We start from the raw sequence: 16646 nt of genomic DNA on the forward strand, positions 1-16646 counted from the left end.
CTTTGCAGGCTTTGCTGCTTTGCGCCTCTGCGTGAACTAGATCGCGCCCTGCAGGATCATATTATCGATCAAACGGACACCGTCTATCCAGGCGGCCACAGCGGCGATTACGGTATGGTCGCCCGGTGGTTCGTCCATATGGGTAAGGTGACCGTCTTTCAGCAGCAGGATGTCGACATATTCCGGTTCGAAGCCTTGTGTTTTCAGGTCGTCGAAGGCTTCGCGGGCAGCTTCGAGGAGGAAGAGGCCTTTGCCGAATTCGTCGCGGAGCCTGGTCAGCGCCTGGTAGATGGCAGCGGCTTTTTTGCGTGCGGCGGGGGAGAGGCGTTCATTGCGGCTGCTCATGGCGAGGCCGGAAGGTTCGCGTAAGGTAGGGCAAACTACCAATTCGACGCTGGAGTTAGTGAGCTGTAACAGTTTACGTATTATTAAACATTGTTGCAGGTCTTTTTGTCCCATAAAAAGCTTGTGAGGCTGCACAATATCCAGTAATTTGTGTACGATACGACCTACCCCCTGGAAGTGGCCGGGACGGAATTTGCCTTCGAGAATGTTTTCCAGGTCGCCGAAGTCATAGTGTTCACCACCTGCCAATCCTTCCGGGTACATTTCCTCAACAGATGGCAGAAAAAGTATATCTGTAGATGCATTATTTAACTTCTTGATATCCTCTTCGATTGTTACGGGATATTTTTCAAAATCTTTCGGATCATTGAACTGTGTCGGATTGACAAAAATGCTGCAAATGGCCACATCATTTTCTTTTTTGGCCTCCTGAATAAGTGACAGGTGTCCGTTATGGAGGGCTCCCATAGTAGGCACAAAACCAATGCTTTTGTTGCTTTTTCTTACCAGGTCCAGGTGCTTCTTCAGGTCATTGCTGCGCTTAAATAGATACATAAAACATTGCTTAAAAGGATGTTAAAACTGACAGATTGGCCAATATTCCGTAAAAAATCCGTAATTTTGCAAGCCAAATTAAAAATTACTGCATTAATAATCAGCGTTAAATGTCCACAAAGAAAAGAATTCTTTTTATTGCCCAAGAAATGTCGCCATACCTGGAACTGAGTGATTATGCGGCAATGGTCAATAAAATGGCAATTAAGTCCAATGAGGCTGGCCTGGAAGTGAGAGTGATCATGCCAAGATTTGGAATTATTAATGAGAGAAGACACCGCTTGCACGAGGTGGTCAGATTGTCTGGAATCAACATTGTGATAGACGGGGATGATTACCCGCTTATCATCAAGGTGGCCTCCCTGCCGAATGCCCGTTTGCAGGTGTATTTCCTGGATAACGAGGATTATTTCAAGCGGAAAACCGTATTTGCGGACGAAAACGACGAGTTTTTCGATGACAATGCGGCCAGGTCTGTATTCTTCTGTAAAGGAGCCCTGGAAACCGTGAAGAAGTTCGGATGGCCTCCGGACATTATTCATTGCAGCGGATGGATGACTTCCCTGATCCCCATGTATCTGAAAACAGCTTACAAGAAGGAACCGGTTTTCGCCCATTCCAAAATTGTTTATTCTTTGTCCCCCAATAGCTTCAAGGAAAAGCTGGGCGCTTCCTTTATCAAGAAGGCGACGATCAGCAACCAGATCAAGGAAAAAGATCTGGAGCTCTTTAAAGAGGGCACCAACAGCGCGTTGAACAAAGGGGCCGGCAAGTATGCCGACGCGGTAATACTGGCCGGAGAGAAGGTGGAGAAAAAAGTCGTGGATGAACTGAAGGCTGAAAAAGGCAAAATCATCGTACCTTATAAAAAAGACAATGATGATCTTGCTGATTACCTGGCGCTTTACAATCAATTGCTGGGTAAATAATCTCTTGGTAAATCATCTATATTTGGAGAATTTTCGCCAACTTCATTTAAACTAACAATCTTAACGCGTGAAGATTAATTTCAGGAACCTTAGCTTTGTAGCCGCTTCTTTTGCGTTGTTGTACGGTGTTTCCGGTTGCAACGAGTCCACTATTCTCGGAAAGGGGCTTATTCCGCCGGGCGATTTTGTGAATGGACAGGACACTACGATCAACGGCGTTATCGCCAATAACATATACAAGTACGACTCTTCTTTTATAAACGGTTACGGCCGCTATGAGAAGGCGCTTGGCTCCATTACCACCGACCCTGTTTTTGGCAAAACCCATGCTTTTGTGTTCATGCAGGTAGGCCTCCCTACCAGCGCCTTCACCTTCGCCGGTTCCGGACAAACCCTCGATTCTGTAGTACTGTCGCTCGCTTACCTGGGCTACAAAGGAGATTCCACCACTCCACAGACCTTCCGTGTTTACAGAATGGCGGAAACGGGATTTAAAATAGATTCCAATTACGCTTATAACAAACCGTTGCAGTACAACCCGGGCGAACTGCTGGGTACTGCGACCGTCACGCCGCGGACTGTCCGCGATTCTGTGAGCGTTTACGGCACCAAGGAAACCGCACAGCTGCGTATTAAGCTGTCCAATGCCTTCGGTAACGACCTGCTGCAACAGAAATCGGACGTCAATTTCAAGAACGACTCCACTTTCCGGGCGTACCTGAAAGGATTCGCGCTGGTACCTGATACCACCTCCGGCACCAACCGCAACATGTTGTTCTTCGACATGGACAATGCCAACACCAAGCTGACTGTTTTTTATAAGAACACTACAGACGATTCGCTCCGTGCCACCTTTGCGTTTAACAGCAGCAGCAGCGCACATGCCAACTTCCTGGCCCGTAATTACAACGGTGCGGAAGTCAGCAAATACATCAACACCGGCAACGCCAACGGGGATAGCATCCTGTTCCTGCAAAGCACACCGGGACTGTATACCAACCTGCTGATCCCCAACCTGGAGAATTTCCCCAACGCTGTGATCAACAAAGCAGAACTGGTGATCACCCAGATCACGGTCGGTCCCGGCGATATGAACAATATCTTTACGGAACCAGCTAAACTGAGCCTCACACAGTATACCGGCGTCAACGACTCCACCAAAAACGTGATTGACTTTACCACCGGCGGTGATACCTATTTTGGCGGCACCAAACAGGTCATCACCAACTTCGGCGGCGTACAGGTAGCGCAGTATACTTTCAACGTCGGACGATTCCTCCAGATGCTGCTTAAAAAGCAGGAAACCAATACTGGTTTCAGACTGCAGGTGGTACGCACTGGTTATCCGGATATTGACCGCCTGAAAGCCGGAGGCAGTAAATTGTCCCAGTACAACATTAAATTGCGAATCATTTATACAAAACCTTAAAATCGCTAATCCATACTTTTATGCCTTATTTATTTACGTCTGAATCAGTTTCAGAAGGACATCCTGACAAAGTAGCAGATCAGATTTCTGATGCGCTGATAGATCATTTTCTGGCATATGATGCGTCTTCCAAAGTAGCTTGTGAAACATTGGTGACTACCGGGCAGGTAGTACTGGCAGGAGAGGTTAAGTCAGAAGCTTACCTGGACGTGCAGGACATTGCCCGCGAAGTAATCCGTAAAATCGGATACACCAAGAGTGAATATATGTTTGAGGCCAATTCCTGTGGCATCTTTTCGGCTATCCATGAGCAGTCTCCGGATATCAACCAGGGGGTGGACCGTTCTTCTCCGGAAGAACAGGGTGCCGGTGACCAGGGGATGATGTTTGGTTACGCTACCCGCGAAACAGAAAACTACATGCCGCTGGCACTCGACCTGGCCCATAAACTCCTGCTGGAACTGGCTGCACTGCGCCGCGAGAACAAAGACATCACTTATCTTCGTCCGGATGCCAAATCCCAGGTAACCATCGAATACTCCGATGATAACAAACCGGTTCGCATCGATACCATTGTGATCTCTACCCAGCACGATGATTTCGCGAACGATACCGAAATGCTGGCCAAGATCAAGGAAGACATGATCAACATCCTGATCCCCCGCGTAAAAGCTAAACTGAAACCTGAACTGCAGCAGCTGTTCGATGGTTTCGATATCCAGCACCACATCAATCCGACCGGTAAATTCGTGATCGGCGGACCGCACGGTGATACCGGTCTGACAGGCCGTAAAATCATCGTAGACACCTACGGTGGTAAAGGTGCGCACGGCGGTGGCGCTTTCTCCGGTAAAGATCCTTCCAAAGTAGACCGTTCTGCTGCTTATGCTACCCGTCATATCGCTAAAAACCTGGTAGCTGCCGGTGTTTGCGACGAAGTGCTGGTACAGGTGTCCTACGCTATCGGCGTGGCCAAACCCTGCGGCATCTACGTAAATACCTACGGTACTTCCAAAGTGAACCTGAACGATGGCGCTATCGCGAAGAAAGTAGAAGAAATCTTCGACCTGCGTCCTTACGCCATCGAACAACGCCTGAAACTGCGTAACCCGATCTATAGCGAAACAGCCGCTTACGGTCACATGGGCCGCGAACCGCAGGTAATCACCAAAGTGTTCAACAAAGGCAAGAAAAATGAGAAATCTGTACAGGTAGAGCTGTTCACCTGGGAGAAACTCGACTATGTAGACAAAGTAAAAGCTGCTTTCGGTCTGTAAAAAGACCGCCGGCTTTCTGCTTTCAGTATAAAATAACGGGGAGGCGATTGATAAATGATATCAATCGCCTCCTGCTTTTTAAGCCGGGGCCGACGCCGGATTGTTCGGCGCCGGGAAACACCGGGACCTGAAACTGCTGCTCTTTAAGCGGCTGTCGCCCAGGTACTACATTTGATAAACAGTTCTTTGACCGGGTGCAAAAAAAATCTTCAAAATCTTCAAAAAAAATTATATATTTATAGTATAAATATATATAAAATACCCTAATATGGTTTGTGGGCCTGTGTTTCAGCGCAGGAAAGGATCTCGGGAAGCAGTATGTATTTTTTAGCATGCCGTTTTGCGGGTGTGTTTATCCCTGAAAAATTACCTAATCGTTCAGCCGCATATCTGCCGCAGTCCGGCAAGTGTTTTTCTATCAAAAAATTTTTGATCTTCACGGCTGAAAAATAAAAAAAATCAGGTTCCATATTGCCTGAACACAGCCACACTGGCTATCTTTCTCCATTGCATGACCATCCGTATCCGGCAAACCAACCGCGTTAGCGGGGATATTTTATACCATTATTTTTTTGAAGAACCATGAAGAAGCACCACCTTACTTCCAAACTGCTTATGTTGAAGCTTGCATTTATTGTGATCATCTATTTCGGAAGTTGTAGCAAAACCGTTGTTACGCCGGAGAAGACCCCTGCGGAAGAAACACCGGAACAGCCAGCCAAGCCTAATCCGCCTGTAAAAGGGAAGGAATATACGCTGGTCCCGGACGCGAGCGGACGTCTCGTGATTGACGGCGCTAAAAGCCCGTATAAAGGCGGTGATGCACTGAACCTGAAAGGTCGTTTTTTATCCATCAATATCATGAACCTGAGTGGTTCTTCCGGCAACCCGATCATCATCCGTAATTTTGACGGTACCGCCGTAAAAATAGGGAACCCCGACTGGAATGGCGGCTCCTGGGCCGAAGCACTGAGCCTGATCAACTGCCACTATCTGAAAGTAGGAAGCGAGTCTTCCCGGGCTAACTTCATCATCGATGGCTCTGTCCACCCGGCCAGAGACGCTTACTTTAACCTGGTATTGAGCAAACACACCGACAATATTGAAATCAGAAACCTGACCATCCGCAACGGCGGTACTGGTATCTGGGCCAAAACAGACCCGGTGAAAGACGATCCCTCTACTTATTATCCCAACTCCCAGATGGAGAACCTGCTGATCCATGATGTGGCTATCAGCGGCACCAACAACGAAGCAATGTACATCGGCCATACGGCCACTTACTGGGACCTGACGGCCAACACCTCCTATTACGGCAGTTCTTCCGGCTTTAACCCCGGCAGTCAGTACGTGCAGCCTATTAAATGGCACAATGTAAAAATCTACAACAACTCCGTACAGGATGGCGGCGCTGACGGTATTCAGACAGCGGCTATCGACCAGCTGGAAGTATACAACAACACCGTTACCAACTGGGGGATGAAACACAACAGTTCCCACAACGGCGGCATCCTGATCGGCGGCCGTACTACCAATACTTACGTGCATGACAACTATGTGCACGACGGCTGGGGAGAACTGCTGCAGTTCTATGGTTCCGGCGAAAACGGCTCCAAACATGTCATCAGCAATAACCTTTTTGTGAACAACAGCCAGGGCGCCAATGACGGCATCAGTTTCAGGGGTACCGACCGTGCGCCGGTAACGATCAGTAACAATACCGTAGCCCTCACCGGCGGCGTTTCGCTGCGTATCAACGGCGAAAAAGGAATGACCGTCGCCCTGATCGTTAATGACAATGCGTTTATACAACCCCGTATGAGCGGCGGCAGCATCACCTATAACGCTTACGTATATACGGAAAATGGCGGTGGCGCTATCGAAGGTACGGGAGACAAAGCCAATACCCGCTTCCCCACACTGGACGCGGCCAACGTGGATATCAGCAACTACTTTGCACCGAAGGCTGGTTCTGCAATGGGTGCTACCGGTTACCGGAGATAATCCAGTTTATAATTCATAAAAAAAGGCCAAAGCGGACATCCGCTTTGGCCTTTTTTATCCGGAGACGATAGTTACAATTCATTTTTTTTCAGGAGCTGCACCGCATGGTCGCAAGCCCTTGCCGTCAGCGCCATATAGGTCAATGACGGGTTCTGGGTGGCGGAAGAAGTCATACAGCTGCCGTCGGTGATAAACACGTTGGGCACTTCATGCAGCTGGTTCCATTTATTGAGCACCGATGTTTTGGGATCGTGTCCCATGCGGGCGGTGCCCATTTCGTGCACGCACTCGCCCCCCACATAGTTATAGTCAAACCCGGAGATATTGGTGAGCCCACTTTTCTCCAGCATTTCTTCGGCGCTGCTGCGCATGTCTTTGCGCATGGCTTTTTCATTGTCTTTGATCTCGAAGCTGATGCGCACCAGCGGCTGTCCCCATTTATCGGTAGCGGAAGGGTCGAGGGTGACACGGTTGTCGGCATAAGGCAGCATTTCGCCCCAGGCGCCCAGCCACATGACCCATTTGCCGGGATTGGTGATGTCTTTTTTAAACTGCTCTCCATAGCCCGGTATCTTGTAGTGGTCCATCCAGGCTTCTCTTTCTGCATAACCCTGGTACCCGAAGCCACGCACATAGTCGGTCCGCTGCGTGGCGTCGTTGAGGTTGCGGAAGCGGGGGATATAGATGCCGGCAGGTCTGCGGCCTGCGTAATACTGGTCTTTGAACCCGTTGTATTCTCCCATGGCGCCCACTTTAAAATGGTGGTCCATGAGGTGGCGGCCTACCAGGTCGTTGTTGTTGCCCAACCCGTTAGGAAAGGCGTCTGACACGGATTTCAGCAGGATGGCTGCTGAAGCGATGGTCGACGCGTTGAGGAAGATGATCCGGGCATAGTATTCCGTGACGGCTTTGGTTTCGGTGTCCATGATCCTTACGCCGCTGGCTTTACGCGTATTTTTATCGTAGAGAATTTCGGTGACGATACTGAAGGGGCGGAGCGTCAGGTTACCGGTGGCCATGGCGGCCGGCAGGGTAGCCCCGTTGCTGCTGAAGTAGCCTCCGAAAGGACAGCCGCGGTGACAGAGGTTGCGGTACTGGCAGGGGCCGCGGTTGTTGTGGCCTTTGGACAGGTTGGCCACGCGCGCGATCGTGAGCAGGCGGTCGTCGTATTTTTGTTTCAGCTGTTCGCGTATATGTTGTTCGAGGCAGTTGAGCTCCATCGGCGGCAAAAACTGTCCGTCGGGCAGATGGGGCAGACCTTCCGCCTGTCCGCTGATACCGGCAAACTGTTCCACGTAATCGTACCACGACGCGATGTCCTGGTAACGGATAGGCCAGTCCGGCCCGTGACCGTCTTTTGCATTGGCTTCGAAATCCAGGTCGCTCAGGCGGTAGCATTGCCGTCCCCAGGTGAGGGAGCGTCCGCCTACCTGGTATCCCCTGATCCAGCTGAAGGGTTTTTCCTGGATGTAGGGGTGTTCTTTGTCACGTACAAAGAAGTGTTTGCTGCTTTCGTCATATGCCCCGCTCTGAATGGGGTCTTCCTGTTTATCCTGTTCAGGGTTACTGAGGCGGTGTTTAAACTCCCACGGGTGCAGGGTGGCGGTGGTATAATCCTTTACGTGTTCTACATTTCTGCCTCTTTCCAGCAGCAGCGTTTTTAGTCCTTTTTCGCATAGTTCCTTCGCCGCCCAGCCTCCGCTGATGCCGGAGCCGATAACGATCGCGTCGTAAGTATTGCCGTCAGTTGCTTTGATATTCAGGTTTGCCACGGTTATCTGCTATGTGTTAACAAAAAAATGAATCAGGTATGTAAAAGTCCTATAAAGTATGATTTTTTTCGATCAGTCATATTGAAAAAAATCCGGCTTTTTACGCCGGATTTTTTTCAAAGTTATTGTTGGTGGATGCGCTATTGTTTCACCAGTTTGACTGTTTTCACCATTTGGTTGTCCGCCAGTACCTGCAGGAGGTAGACGCCCTGTGGCAGTTCACGTCCGGTGATGTCCATTCTGAACTGATAGGAGCCGGGGGCTACCAGGCCGAGGTCTTTTACGTTGATGGTGCGTCCGTTGAGGTCCAGCAGTTTCAGTGCCATCCGCATGCTGCCTTTACCGTGCTGGGTGAGCGCTACGTTCACGAAGCTGGTGAAGGGGCTCGGATATACCTGGGACAGTGTTACGTCGGTTGCTGCGTTACCGGTGGTGGTAGCGCCGGTCGTTGCGCCGGTTTTTGGCGCCGTTGTCATGGTGCCGGTACCGCCGAGCTGGGCCAGTGTTGCCTCTTTCGGGTAAGCTTTGATCACGAGGGCGTTCAGGTAGCCGTAAGTGTTATTGGCGGTATAGATCACCAGCTGCATCTGACCGTTCTGGTCGGGTGACAGGTGGTCGAGTGTAACGGTATTGGTGCTGTTATCATAAGCATCCAGCGTTACTGTTCTGCCGTTCATGCTGTAGGCGGTGATCCTGGTGCCACCGCTGGCGCGGCTTCCGAAGAAGGTGAAGGAGTATTCCTTGGACTGATCGAGGTTGTCGAACCGCATTTTGGCGGTATCGCCAGGCTCAACGTAGTAGGATTCTGCGATCACCAGGTCGGGGTATACGCCACTGTTGTTGCCGGTTTGGTACCCTGCCGGGTTGGTGCCGGTAAAGTTGTCTATGATGGTCCAGCTGAAGCTGGTAGCGTTACCGTTGCCGTCTTTCGGGTTGACCATCGTCTGGTTCAGGTATGGCAGCGCGTTGGTGTTGTTCCATGGCGCCGGCGCCGGGTTGACGGTGTTGAAGTTGATGTTGACGCCGTAGGCGAGTGTACCGCCGGCGGCGATATTGCTGTAATCAGACTGTTTGGTGGCGGTGATGGCCCGTACTTTATAGAAGTAGAGGCTGTTGGCCGCCAGACCGGTGTTGGTGTAGGTCGTTACGTTGGCTGCGGTGGTGGTCAGCTTGGTATAAGTACCCTCGCGTTCAGTAGAACGCCATACCTCGAACCCGGTTTCGTTGCTGGACTTGTCGGCCCAGTTGAGCTGGATGCTGCTGGAGGTTTGGTTGCTGGTCACCAGGTTGGCCGGAGCCAGTGGTATGCCGTTGTCAACATAAGACTGTATTACCATGGCGCCGAGGTAGCCGGCGAAGGAGCCGGAAGCCTGTTGCAGGGTGAAGTCGATGTTTCCGCTGGCGTCCGCGCTGAGGCCGTTGATCTGTACGGTATTCTGTGTATTGCTGGCAGCATTCAGGGTGACTGACTGTCCGCCGGCGCTATAGATGGTATTGCGGTTATCGCTGACAGCTTCACGGCTGCCGAAGAATACCAGGTTGTATTTAAGCGTTGCAGACAGGCCGCTGATCCTGATGCGTTTTGCCTGACCGCTCTGGTCGTAATAGAAGGTATGCATCACCACGTCCGGGAATACGCCGGTGTTGTTGCCGGTCACTGCGCCAATATTATTGTCGCCGGTGAGCGCGTCCAGCAGGGTAACGCTGATACCGCTGGCAGTACCGGTTTCATCGGGGATGTTGGAGATGGTGGTGTTGGCGTTTGCCGGGCTGTTGAAGTTGTTCCATGGCGCCGGTGCGGGTTCTATACGGTTATAGTTCACGTATACGGACGTCATGTTTTTATCGGTGACCTGTACCTTGAAGGTACGGCTGCTTTGGGCGCCTTTATCATCTTTAGCATTGATCACGATGCTGAATGTGCCGATGTTGGTGCTGGTGGGCGCCAGTCTCAGCGTAGCGGTACCGTTGCCGGTATTCTGCAGGGTGGCGAAGGAAGGCATGCCGGTTGCAGTAATGGTGATCACGTCTGCCGGATCATCGGTAGCGCGAATGTTCACGTTCACGATGGCATCTGTCTTCATGGCCACGTTGCCGATGCTGTCGATAGCAGGCGGCATGTTGGGCAGGTTGATGCTGACGGTATCGGAAGGATTGCCGCCATTGGCGTTGATGGCACGTACCACGTAATAATAGGTGTGATTACCGGATACATTCGGGTCTGTATAGGCGGTATCGTTCACATTGGCCACTGGGCTCAGCAGCTGATAAGGGCCGCTTTGCGCATTGGCGCGGTATACTTCATAACCTGTTTCATTATAGGCCCTGTCTGTCCAGTTCAGTCTCACGCCGGCGGGCAGGCTGCGGGCGGTAAGATTGCCGGGTTTGGCCGGCGGTTTACCGTTGTCGTAGTTGGCCTGTATCACCATCGTGTTGAGGTAAGCGTAGGCGGAACCATTGAGTGCAGTAAGATCCACTGTAATGGTGCTGTCACTGTTGGCCCTGATACCGCTGGCGGTAACAGTAGTGCCGGTATTGCTGGAAGCATTGAGACTTACAGTAGTACCGTTGACGGTATAGCCAGCCACACGCGGATCTGTTACGCCGGCACGGCTTCCGAAGAAGGTGAAGGAGTAAGTGTAGGCAGTATCCATTCCGCTCAGCTTGAGGGTTTGTTTATCTGCCATGGTGAACCATGCGCTAACCATCGCGGCATCAGGATAGATACCGGAGTTGTTGTTGGTGGTATAGCCGAAGTTGTTGGTATTGGCGCCGCCGTTCACGGTTTGCCAGTTGGTCATCACCTTCATGGAGATACCGGTATTGCGTCCGGTCTGGTCCAGCAGGTTGGCGAACACATCGTTCAGCGCCGGTTGCGCTTTATTGGTGTTGTTCCATGGTGCGGGCGCTTTGTAGGTGCCGTCGTTGAAGTTGACATATACGCTGTAGTTCGGGTTTACAGCAGTCACGCTGATGGTAAATGTTTTAGTGTCTGATCCGCCGTTGCCGTCAGATACGGTCACGGTAACAGGGTAGTTGCCGTTGTCGCCGTAGCCCGGGGCCAATGCGATGGTGGCGCTGCCGCCGTTGGTAGTGAGTGTGGCGAAAGCGGGCAGGTTGGTCACATCCCAGGTAAGCGCATCGGTGGTATTGGCATCGGTAGCCGTAATGGTAACGGTGTTAGTGCCTTTTTCCGCGAGGGCCACATTGGAGATGTTGCTCAACACCGGTGGGTAGTTGTTGTCTACCACCAGGTTGAATGACCGGGTAACGTTGCCGCCGTGTCCATCGGCCACGGTTACCTGTATGTTGTTATAGGTACCTACGTCACTGATGGATGGGGTGAAGGTAATATTGCCAGTACCGTTGCCGGCGACCGCCAGTGCGCCGAAGGCCGGCAGATTGGCGGTGGTGATGGTCAGTGCATCGCCATCGGCATCGGTAGCGCTAATGGGCACATTCAGCTGACCGTCGAAACGCATTTTCTTGTCGGTCAGCGCTGCGAAGACAGGTACAGAGTTGAGGGTGGTCGCAGTGGCCTCATTTGAGAATCCACTGATGCCGCCTTCGTTTTTCGCTTTTATCTTGTAATAGAACGATGTGTTGGCAGTGAGCGCAGTGTCGCTGTAGACTGCATATGCGCTGTCGCTGCGGCCGATGGTGGTCAGCAACACATAATTGTTGTTGTTATTGACGGAGCGGTAGATGTCAAAGCCGGTTTCAGCAGCGGAGTTGTCGTTCCACTTCAGTTTAATGACATTAGGTGATACAGCGGTAGCGTTCAGGCCGGACGGTGCTGTGGGCACCGGCGGTAATGCCAGTGTAGTAGCTTTGATATCATTGTCTTCAAACGCGCTGGCAGGGATCTCCTGTTTAGCGATGCCTGGTCCGGACCAGCGGGCGTGCAGTTCCTGTCCGCCGCTGCCCTGGAAGTAGGTCACATAGAACTGGTGTTTGCCGGCCGAAAGTGTTTTCGGCACAGACGCGCGTTCGGTAGTGCTTTGTACGTAGTTGTTATTGACCAGCATGTAGGTGGTGCCGAAACCGTCAATATACAAGCGGCTGCCATCGTCGGAGGCGGTATAGAAAGTATACAGGCCTGTGGTAGGGATATTGATGTAGCCGGAGTATTTGATGGCATAGTTGGCATCACGGTTACGCATGTCCAGCGTTACTGCGGAGGTAATGCCTGATTTTACGGGTGTTTCAGTAAAGGCAGGCAGCGTAGTGTAGCTGGCGGCTTCGTAGTAGTCGTATTTCAGGCCGCTGATGTCAGAAAGGCTGGAACCGGCATTACCGTTGCGGTTGATGGCCCGTACCTGGTAGTAATAGGTGGTTTCCGGTGCAAGCAGGCTATCCGTATAGGCGGTAGCGTTAGCAGCGGTTGTTGCTACGATGTCGAACGGACCTACCTGGCTTTCGGAACGATATATTTCAAACCCGGTTTCATTGGTGCTGTTGTCGGTCCAGGTTACTTTGATCTTATTGAAAGATAAGGCGGTCGCTTTTACGTTGGTCGTTGGTGCCGGGGTGCTGCCAATAGTCATGGTATCAATAAAGGCAGATGCGGGGATGACCGTTCTGCTGTTGATATTGGCTGCGGTACTGGTCCAGTATATCTGCATGCTGGCGCCGCCACCCTGCTGGAAGTAGCTGATGGTGATAGGGTAGGAGCCTTTGGTCAGGTTAATGGTGCCGCTGGCATACTGGGAACCGTGCAGGCCATCATTATTGACCAGCGCTGTAGCGGTTGGGCTATAGGTGCCGATATACAGCTTGCTGCCGTCATCGGAGTTGGTTTCGAACTTATAGCTGCCGGTAGCAGGGATATTGATGTAGCCTTGCCAGAGGATCGCGTAGTTGACATCCTGGGTTCTTACGGAAAGGTCCACAGTGGCGGAGTTGCCTGTCTTAACGGGCGTCAGTGTATTAAAGTTCGGCAGCGTGCTGAAGGTGCCGGTATAATACTGGTAGTTCAATCCTTTGGACAGGGTGGCTGCACTTACCTGGTTGCTGGCATTGGACACGTTGCCGGTGATATCACGGGCTTTTACGGTGAAGGCATATACTGTTCTGGCAGTCAGTCCGCCTACGAGGAAGGTGTTCTGATCGCTGTTAACGGTATAAGACTTGGCGCCATTGATATAGATGTCGTATTTGTCAACGCCTACATCGTCTGTGGACTGTGTCCAGGAAAGCGCCACAGAGCTGCGGGTGGTACCGGTAACGGTAAGATTGGTGGGAGCGGTAGGAGGCTGGCTGTCTACCATGGTGGTAGCGTTTACCTCGCTGCTCACCGGGGCGGCGCCGTTGTTGTTAACAGGCCGGATGATATAATAGTACTTCGTGTTCGGCACTAAGTTATTATCGGTATAGGTCAGCACGTCGGCATCCACTTTAGCGACCAGTGCATAACCTGTGCCGGGGGTAATGGTGCGGTATACTTCAAAAGCTGTTTCGTTGTAAGCCGGGTTCGTTTTATTGCTCCAGTTCAGGGTGATCTGTGTTCTGGAGACGGCGGCTGCCTGGAGGGCAAAAATAGCATCCGGGCCATTGGCGCCGTTGGCGGCTACTACGTGGAACGGATCTGAGAAGTCGCTGGAACAGCCGTATTGCTCTGTTACTTTCACCAGGTAATCACCGGCTTGTTTTGCCGCATAGGTATTGTTGGTACCGAGGGTAGTATTGTCGGTTGATTTTTTCCAGAGATAGCTGGCGTAACCGGCAGGTACCTGCAGCACTACGCTGTCTTTACCTTCCGGGGTCGGAATCACGTTGCTCATCAGGCCCGCGGTTTGGATGGCAGGGCTCACCGTGGCGGTCTTGATCTTGATCACCACAGGGGTGTGCGACCAGTCTGACCAGCTGGTGCCGTTGTATACCCTGGCGTCATAGGTACCGATGGCTGTCACATTCAGGGTATTGGAGGTAGCGCCGGGGATAACAGTACCATCCTTACGCCACTCATAGTTATTGAAACCGGCGGTAAGACCAAGCGTTACGTTAATGGGGTCATTCACGCAAAACTCCGTCCTGCCAAAGAGCGGCCAGGGATTGGATTTATAAAGCGCATTAATAAAGTCGAAGTAGCCCGGTGACTGCCACGCATTGTACCATACACCATGTCCCATGCCATCGAAGATCTTCAGCTTGATATTAGCGCCGGCGGCGATGGCCTGATTGTAGACAGATTGTGTTACGGATGGTGGTGGATTGTTGTCAACACCTCCCTGGAACCACCAGATGGGGGTGTATTTCCAGCTGTTGATGGTATTGGCGAGGTCGCTGGTAGCGGCGCTGATTGGTGTAGATCCGGCTACCAGTTTAGGATTGCGCTGGATAAAGTCCCAAGTGGCAGTACCGCCGCCGGAAAGACCATGTACGAAAATACGGTATGGGTCAACGTGCAATTGGGGGATGAAATATTTGTTCAGCAGGTCCACGATGTAATCATAGTAGCTGGGACCAAAGTATCCGGAAAGATTCTGGGGATAAAACAGGAAGGCGTTGGTGGTGCCGTTGTCTACTGCGTTCATGAACAATTCTCCACCATGATACAAAGAGTATTCGTTATCATAGATGGTGCCTTTTTCACCAAGTCCATGGAAGAAAATGATGATAGGATAAGTTTTGGTGGAATCATAGTTTTTCGGCCACTTCAGGCGAAACTGCATCCCGTTGTAAATGTACGCCTTGTAGGACGTGGTATTGAAACTCACCCGTTTGGTCCTCACCCATTTGCCTACCTGGTTCCAGGCTGGCTGTGTGGGCGGGGCGGAGGAGTTATAGTCCACCACGGGATCATTGGGGTTGAGGACGCCGGTTTGCGCCATCAGGAACTGCGTGCTTATCAGCATGAACAGTGTGACCAGAGAGTAGATTTTTCTCATATATACCCATTAAGTATTAGGAACGTTAGATGGTTATGCGCATCCGGAAACGGATATGCATAATGTTGGTTGGTCGCAGGGGAATGGTCAAAAAAATTAACGGAGTAATTACAAGGCAACTGCTGGTTTAAGTGTTGCGACAGTAAATAAACCTTTATGGTTTCTGCAGAGGAGATGGCAAATTATGGTAAAAAAGCCTGGGCATTCACACATTGACATAAGAACCGAGTAGCTCATCCCAGTAGATGTTTCATTACGCCGCAAATTAAAAAATAATGCGCACTTGATAGTGAATAAGTTCGTGAATACCATAAAAGACCCGGTGAAAAGCAGAAAATCGGCCTTGAATGAAAACCCCGAAAAATGCTGAAATATTCCAGAATAAAATAATTTAACTAATAACCTACTATATACCTGCTGTATTTGCCCAATATTCGTTTGATAACCTTGAGCGTAACAACAGATGCCACCATGATAAAGACATAACTCAGCGTCCAGGTCAGCAGGTTGCCCGGTATTTCCTGGTGATACAGTTTGAGGCTTACACCCCGGAGAAACAGTACAAAAAAGTAGTGAATGTAATAGATACCGAAGCTTAATACGGCAATGGTCCCGATCCATTGGGGGACCCTGGTATCAAAGCGGTATAGCCAATAGAGGAAAAAGATGCAGAACAGTATTTTCTGAAGAAAGTCCGCCCGATCATACAACCATGCAGGGGAGAAATAGGTGATGACCATGAAAACAAACGGCAACAGGGTAATGAGCGTACGGTGGCTGTCGGCAAATGCAAGCACCTTGTCCCGGTAACGGCCTGTAAACATGCCGGCTACGTATACGGAAAGAAAGTGAACGGCCATCACCAGCGTATCACTGAGCACGCTTCTTTGCCATATCAGCGATATGGCCATCAATGGTATCAACAGGTAGTATAACCGCGGATGTTTATCAATCTGAAGTAACAGGGGAGAGATCAGGTAATAGAGCGTGATGACCGGGATGAACCATAGCTGCTGGAGGTGCGCCCCATGCAGGAGGTAATAACCGGCTTGCTCCCATCGGGGCCAGGAGAGAAAATCCGGATGTTCATCGGTGGTAAAGCCTGGTACATCCGCACTATACACCCGGTATAATATCAGGGGAACGGACAGAACAAGATACGGGCATATCACATACTGGAATTTCCGCTTGAGGTAATCCCGGTATTCAAATTTATGACCGAGATGCTGAAAAAGAAACCCGGAGATAAACATGAAAAAAATAGTGGAGTTCTGGAAAAGGAGGACCAGGATTTTATGTACTGTCGAATGCTCCGGCCATTGCACCAGCACATGTGCCGCTACAATATACATCATGGCAATCCCTCTGAAATTATGGACATAGCCGATGAATTTCGCAGGCGGTTTGCCAGGTGTAGTCGTATGGCTGATAGCGGGTGTTTCCAT

8 protein-coding genes are annotated in these 16646 nt (G+C 50.9%); 4 read left to right on the forward strand and 4 right to left on the reverse strand.

Features of this window, described 5'->3' with window-relative positions; all coding sequences use genetic code 11:
• Nucleotides 1-36: 36 nt before the first annotated feature.
• Nucleotides 37-900 carry a pantoate--beta-alanine ligase gene (panC, locus tag HF324_RS15295; protein WP_168860198.1) on the reverse strand — a complete coding sequence of 288 codons (864 nt, stop codon included), beginning with the start codon at nucleotides 898-900 and terminating at the stop codon, nucleotides 37-39.
• 110 nt (nucleotides 901-1010) lie between these two features.
• Between panC and HF324_RS15300 the strand changes: the two genes are divergently transcribed.
• The 4 genes from HF324_RS15300 to HF324_RS15315 all read left to right on the forward strand — a co-directional run bounded on the left by HF324_RS15300 (nucleotide 1011) and on the right by HF324_RS15315 (nucleotide 6539).
• Nucleotides 1011-1829, forward strand: coding sequence for a glycogen/starch synthase (locus HF324_RS15300; protein ID WP_168803309.1), 819 nt, complete (start codon nucleotides 1011-1013; stop codon nucleotides 1827-1829).
• Nucleotides 1830-1896: 67 nt separating this feature from the next.
• A complete protein-coding gene (locus HF324_RS15305; protein ID WP_168803310.1) occupies nucleotides 1897-3258 on the forward strand; it encodes a DUF4270 family protein in 1362 nt (453 codons plus the stop codon).
• 20 nt (nucleotides 3259-3278) lie between these two features.
• Nucleotides 3279-4535 (forward strand): methionine adenosyltransferase, encoded by a 1257-nt coding sequence (gene metK / locus HF324_RS15310; protein WP_168803311.1) that lies wholly within the window; start codon nucleotides 3279-3281, stop codon nucleotides 4533-4535.
• 582 nt (nucleotides 4536-5117) lie between these two features.
• Entirely contained in the window at nucleotides 5118-6539 is a 1422-nt protein-coding gene (locus HF324_RS15315; RefSeq protein WP_258539535.1) for a right-handed parallel beta-helix repeat-containing protein, read from the forward strand.
• A 71-nt stretch (nucleotides 6540-6610) separates the two neighbouring features.
• Here HF324_RS15315 and HF324_RS15320 read toward each other — a convergent pair whose 3' ends face one another.
• The 3 genes from HF324_RS15320 to HF324_RS15330 all read right to left on the reverse strand — a co-directional run bounded on the left by HF324_RS15320 (nucleotide 6611) and on the right by HF324_RS15330 (nucleotide 16646).
• Entirely contained in the window at nucleotides 6611-8311 is a 1701-nt protein-coding gene (locus tag HF324_RS15320) for a GMC oxidoreductase (protein ID WP_168860199.1), read from the reverse strand.
• Nucleotides 8312-8451: 140 nt separating this feature from the next.
• Nucleotides 8452-15201 (reverse strand): fibronectin type III domain-containing protein, encoded by a 6750-nt coding sequence (locus tag HF324_RS15325; RefSeq protein ID WP_168860200.1) that lies wholly within the window; start codon nucleotides 15199-15201, stop codon nucleotides 8452-8454.
• Between the two features lie 395 nt (nucleotides 15202-15596).
• Entirely contained in the window at nucleotides 15597-16646 is a 1050-nt protein-coding gene (locus HF324_RS15330; RefSeq protein WP_168803315.1) for an acyltransferase family protein, read from the reverse strand.

The organism is Chitinophaga oryzae (assembly GCF_012516375.2).
In the GTDB taxonomy this organism is placed as follows: domain Bacteria; phylum Bacteroidota; class Bacteroidia; order Chitinophagales; family Chitinophagaceae; genus Chitinophaga; species Chitinophaga oryzae.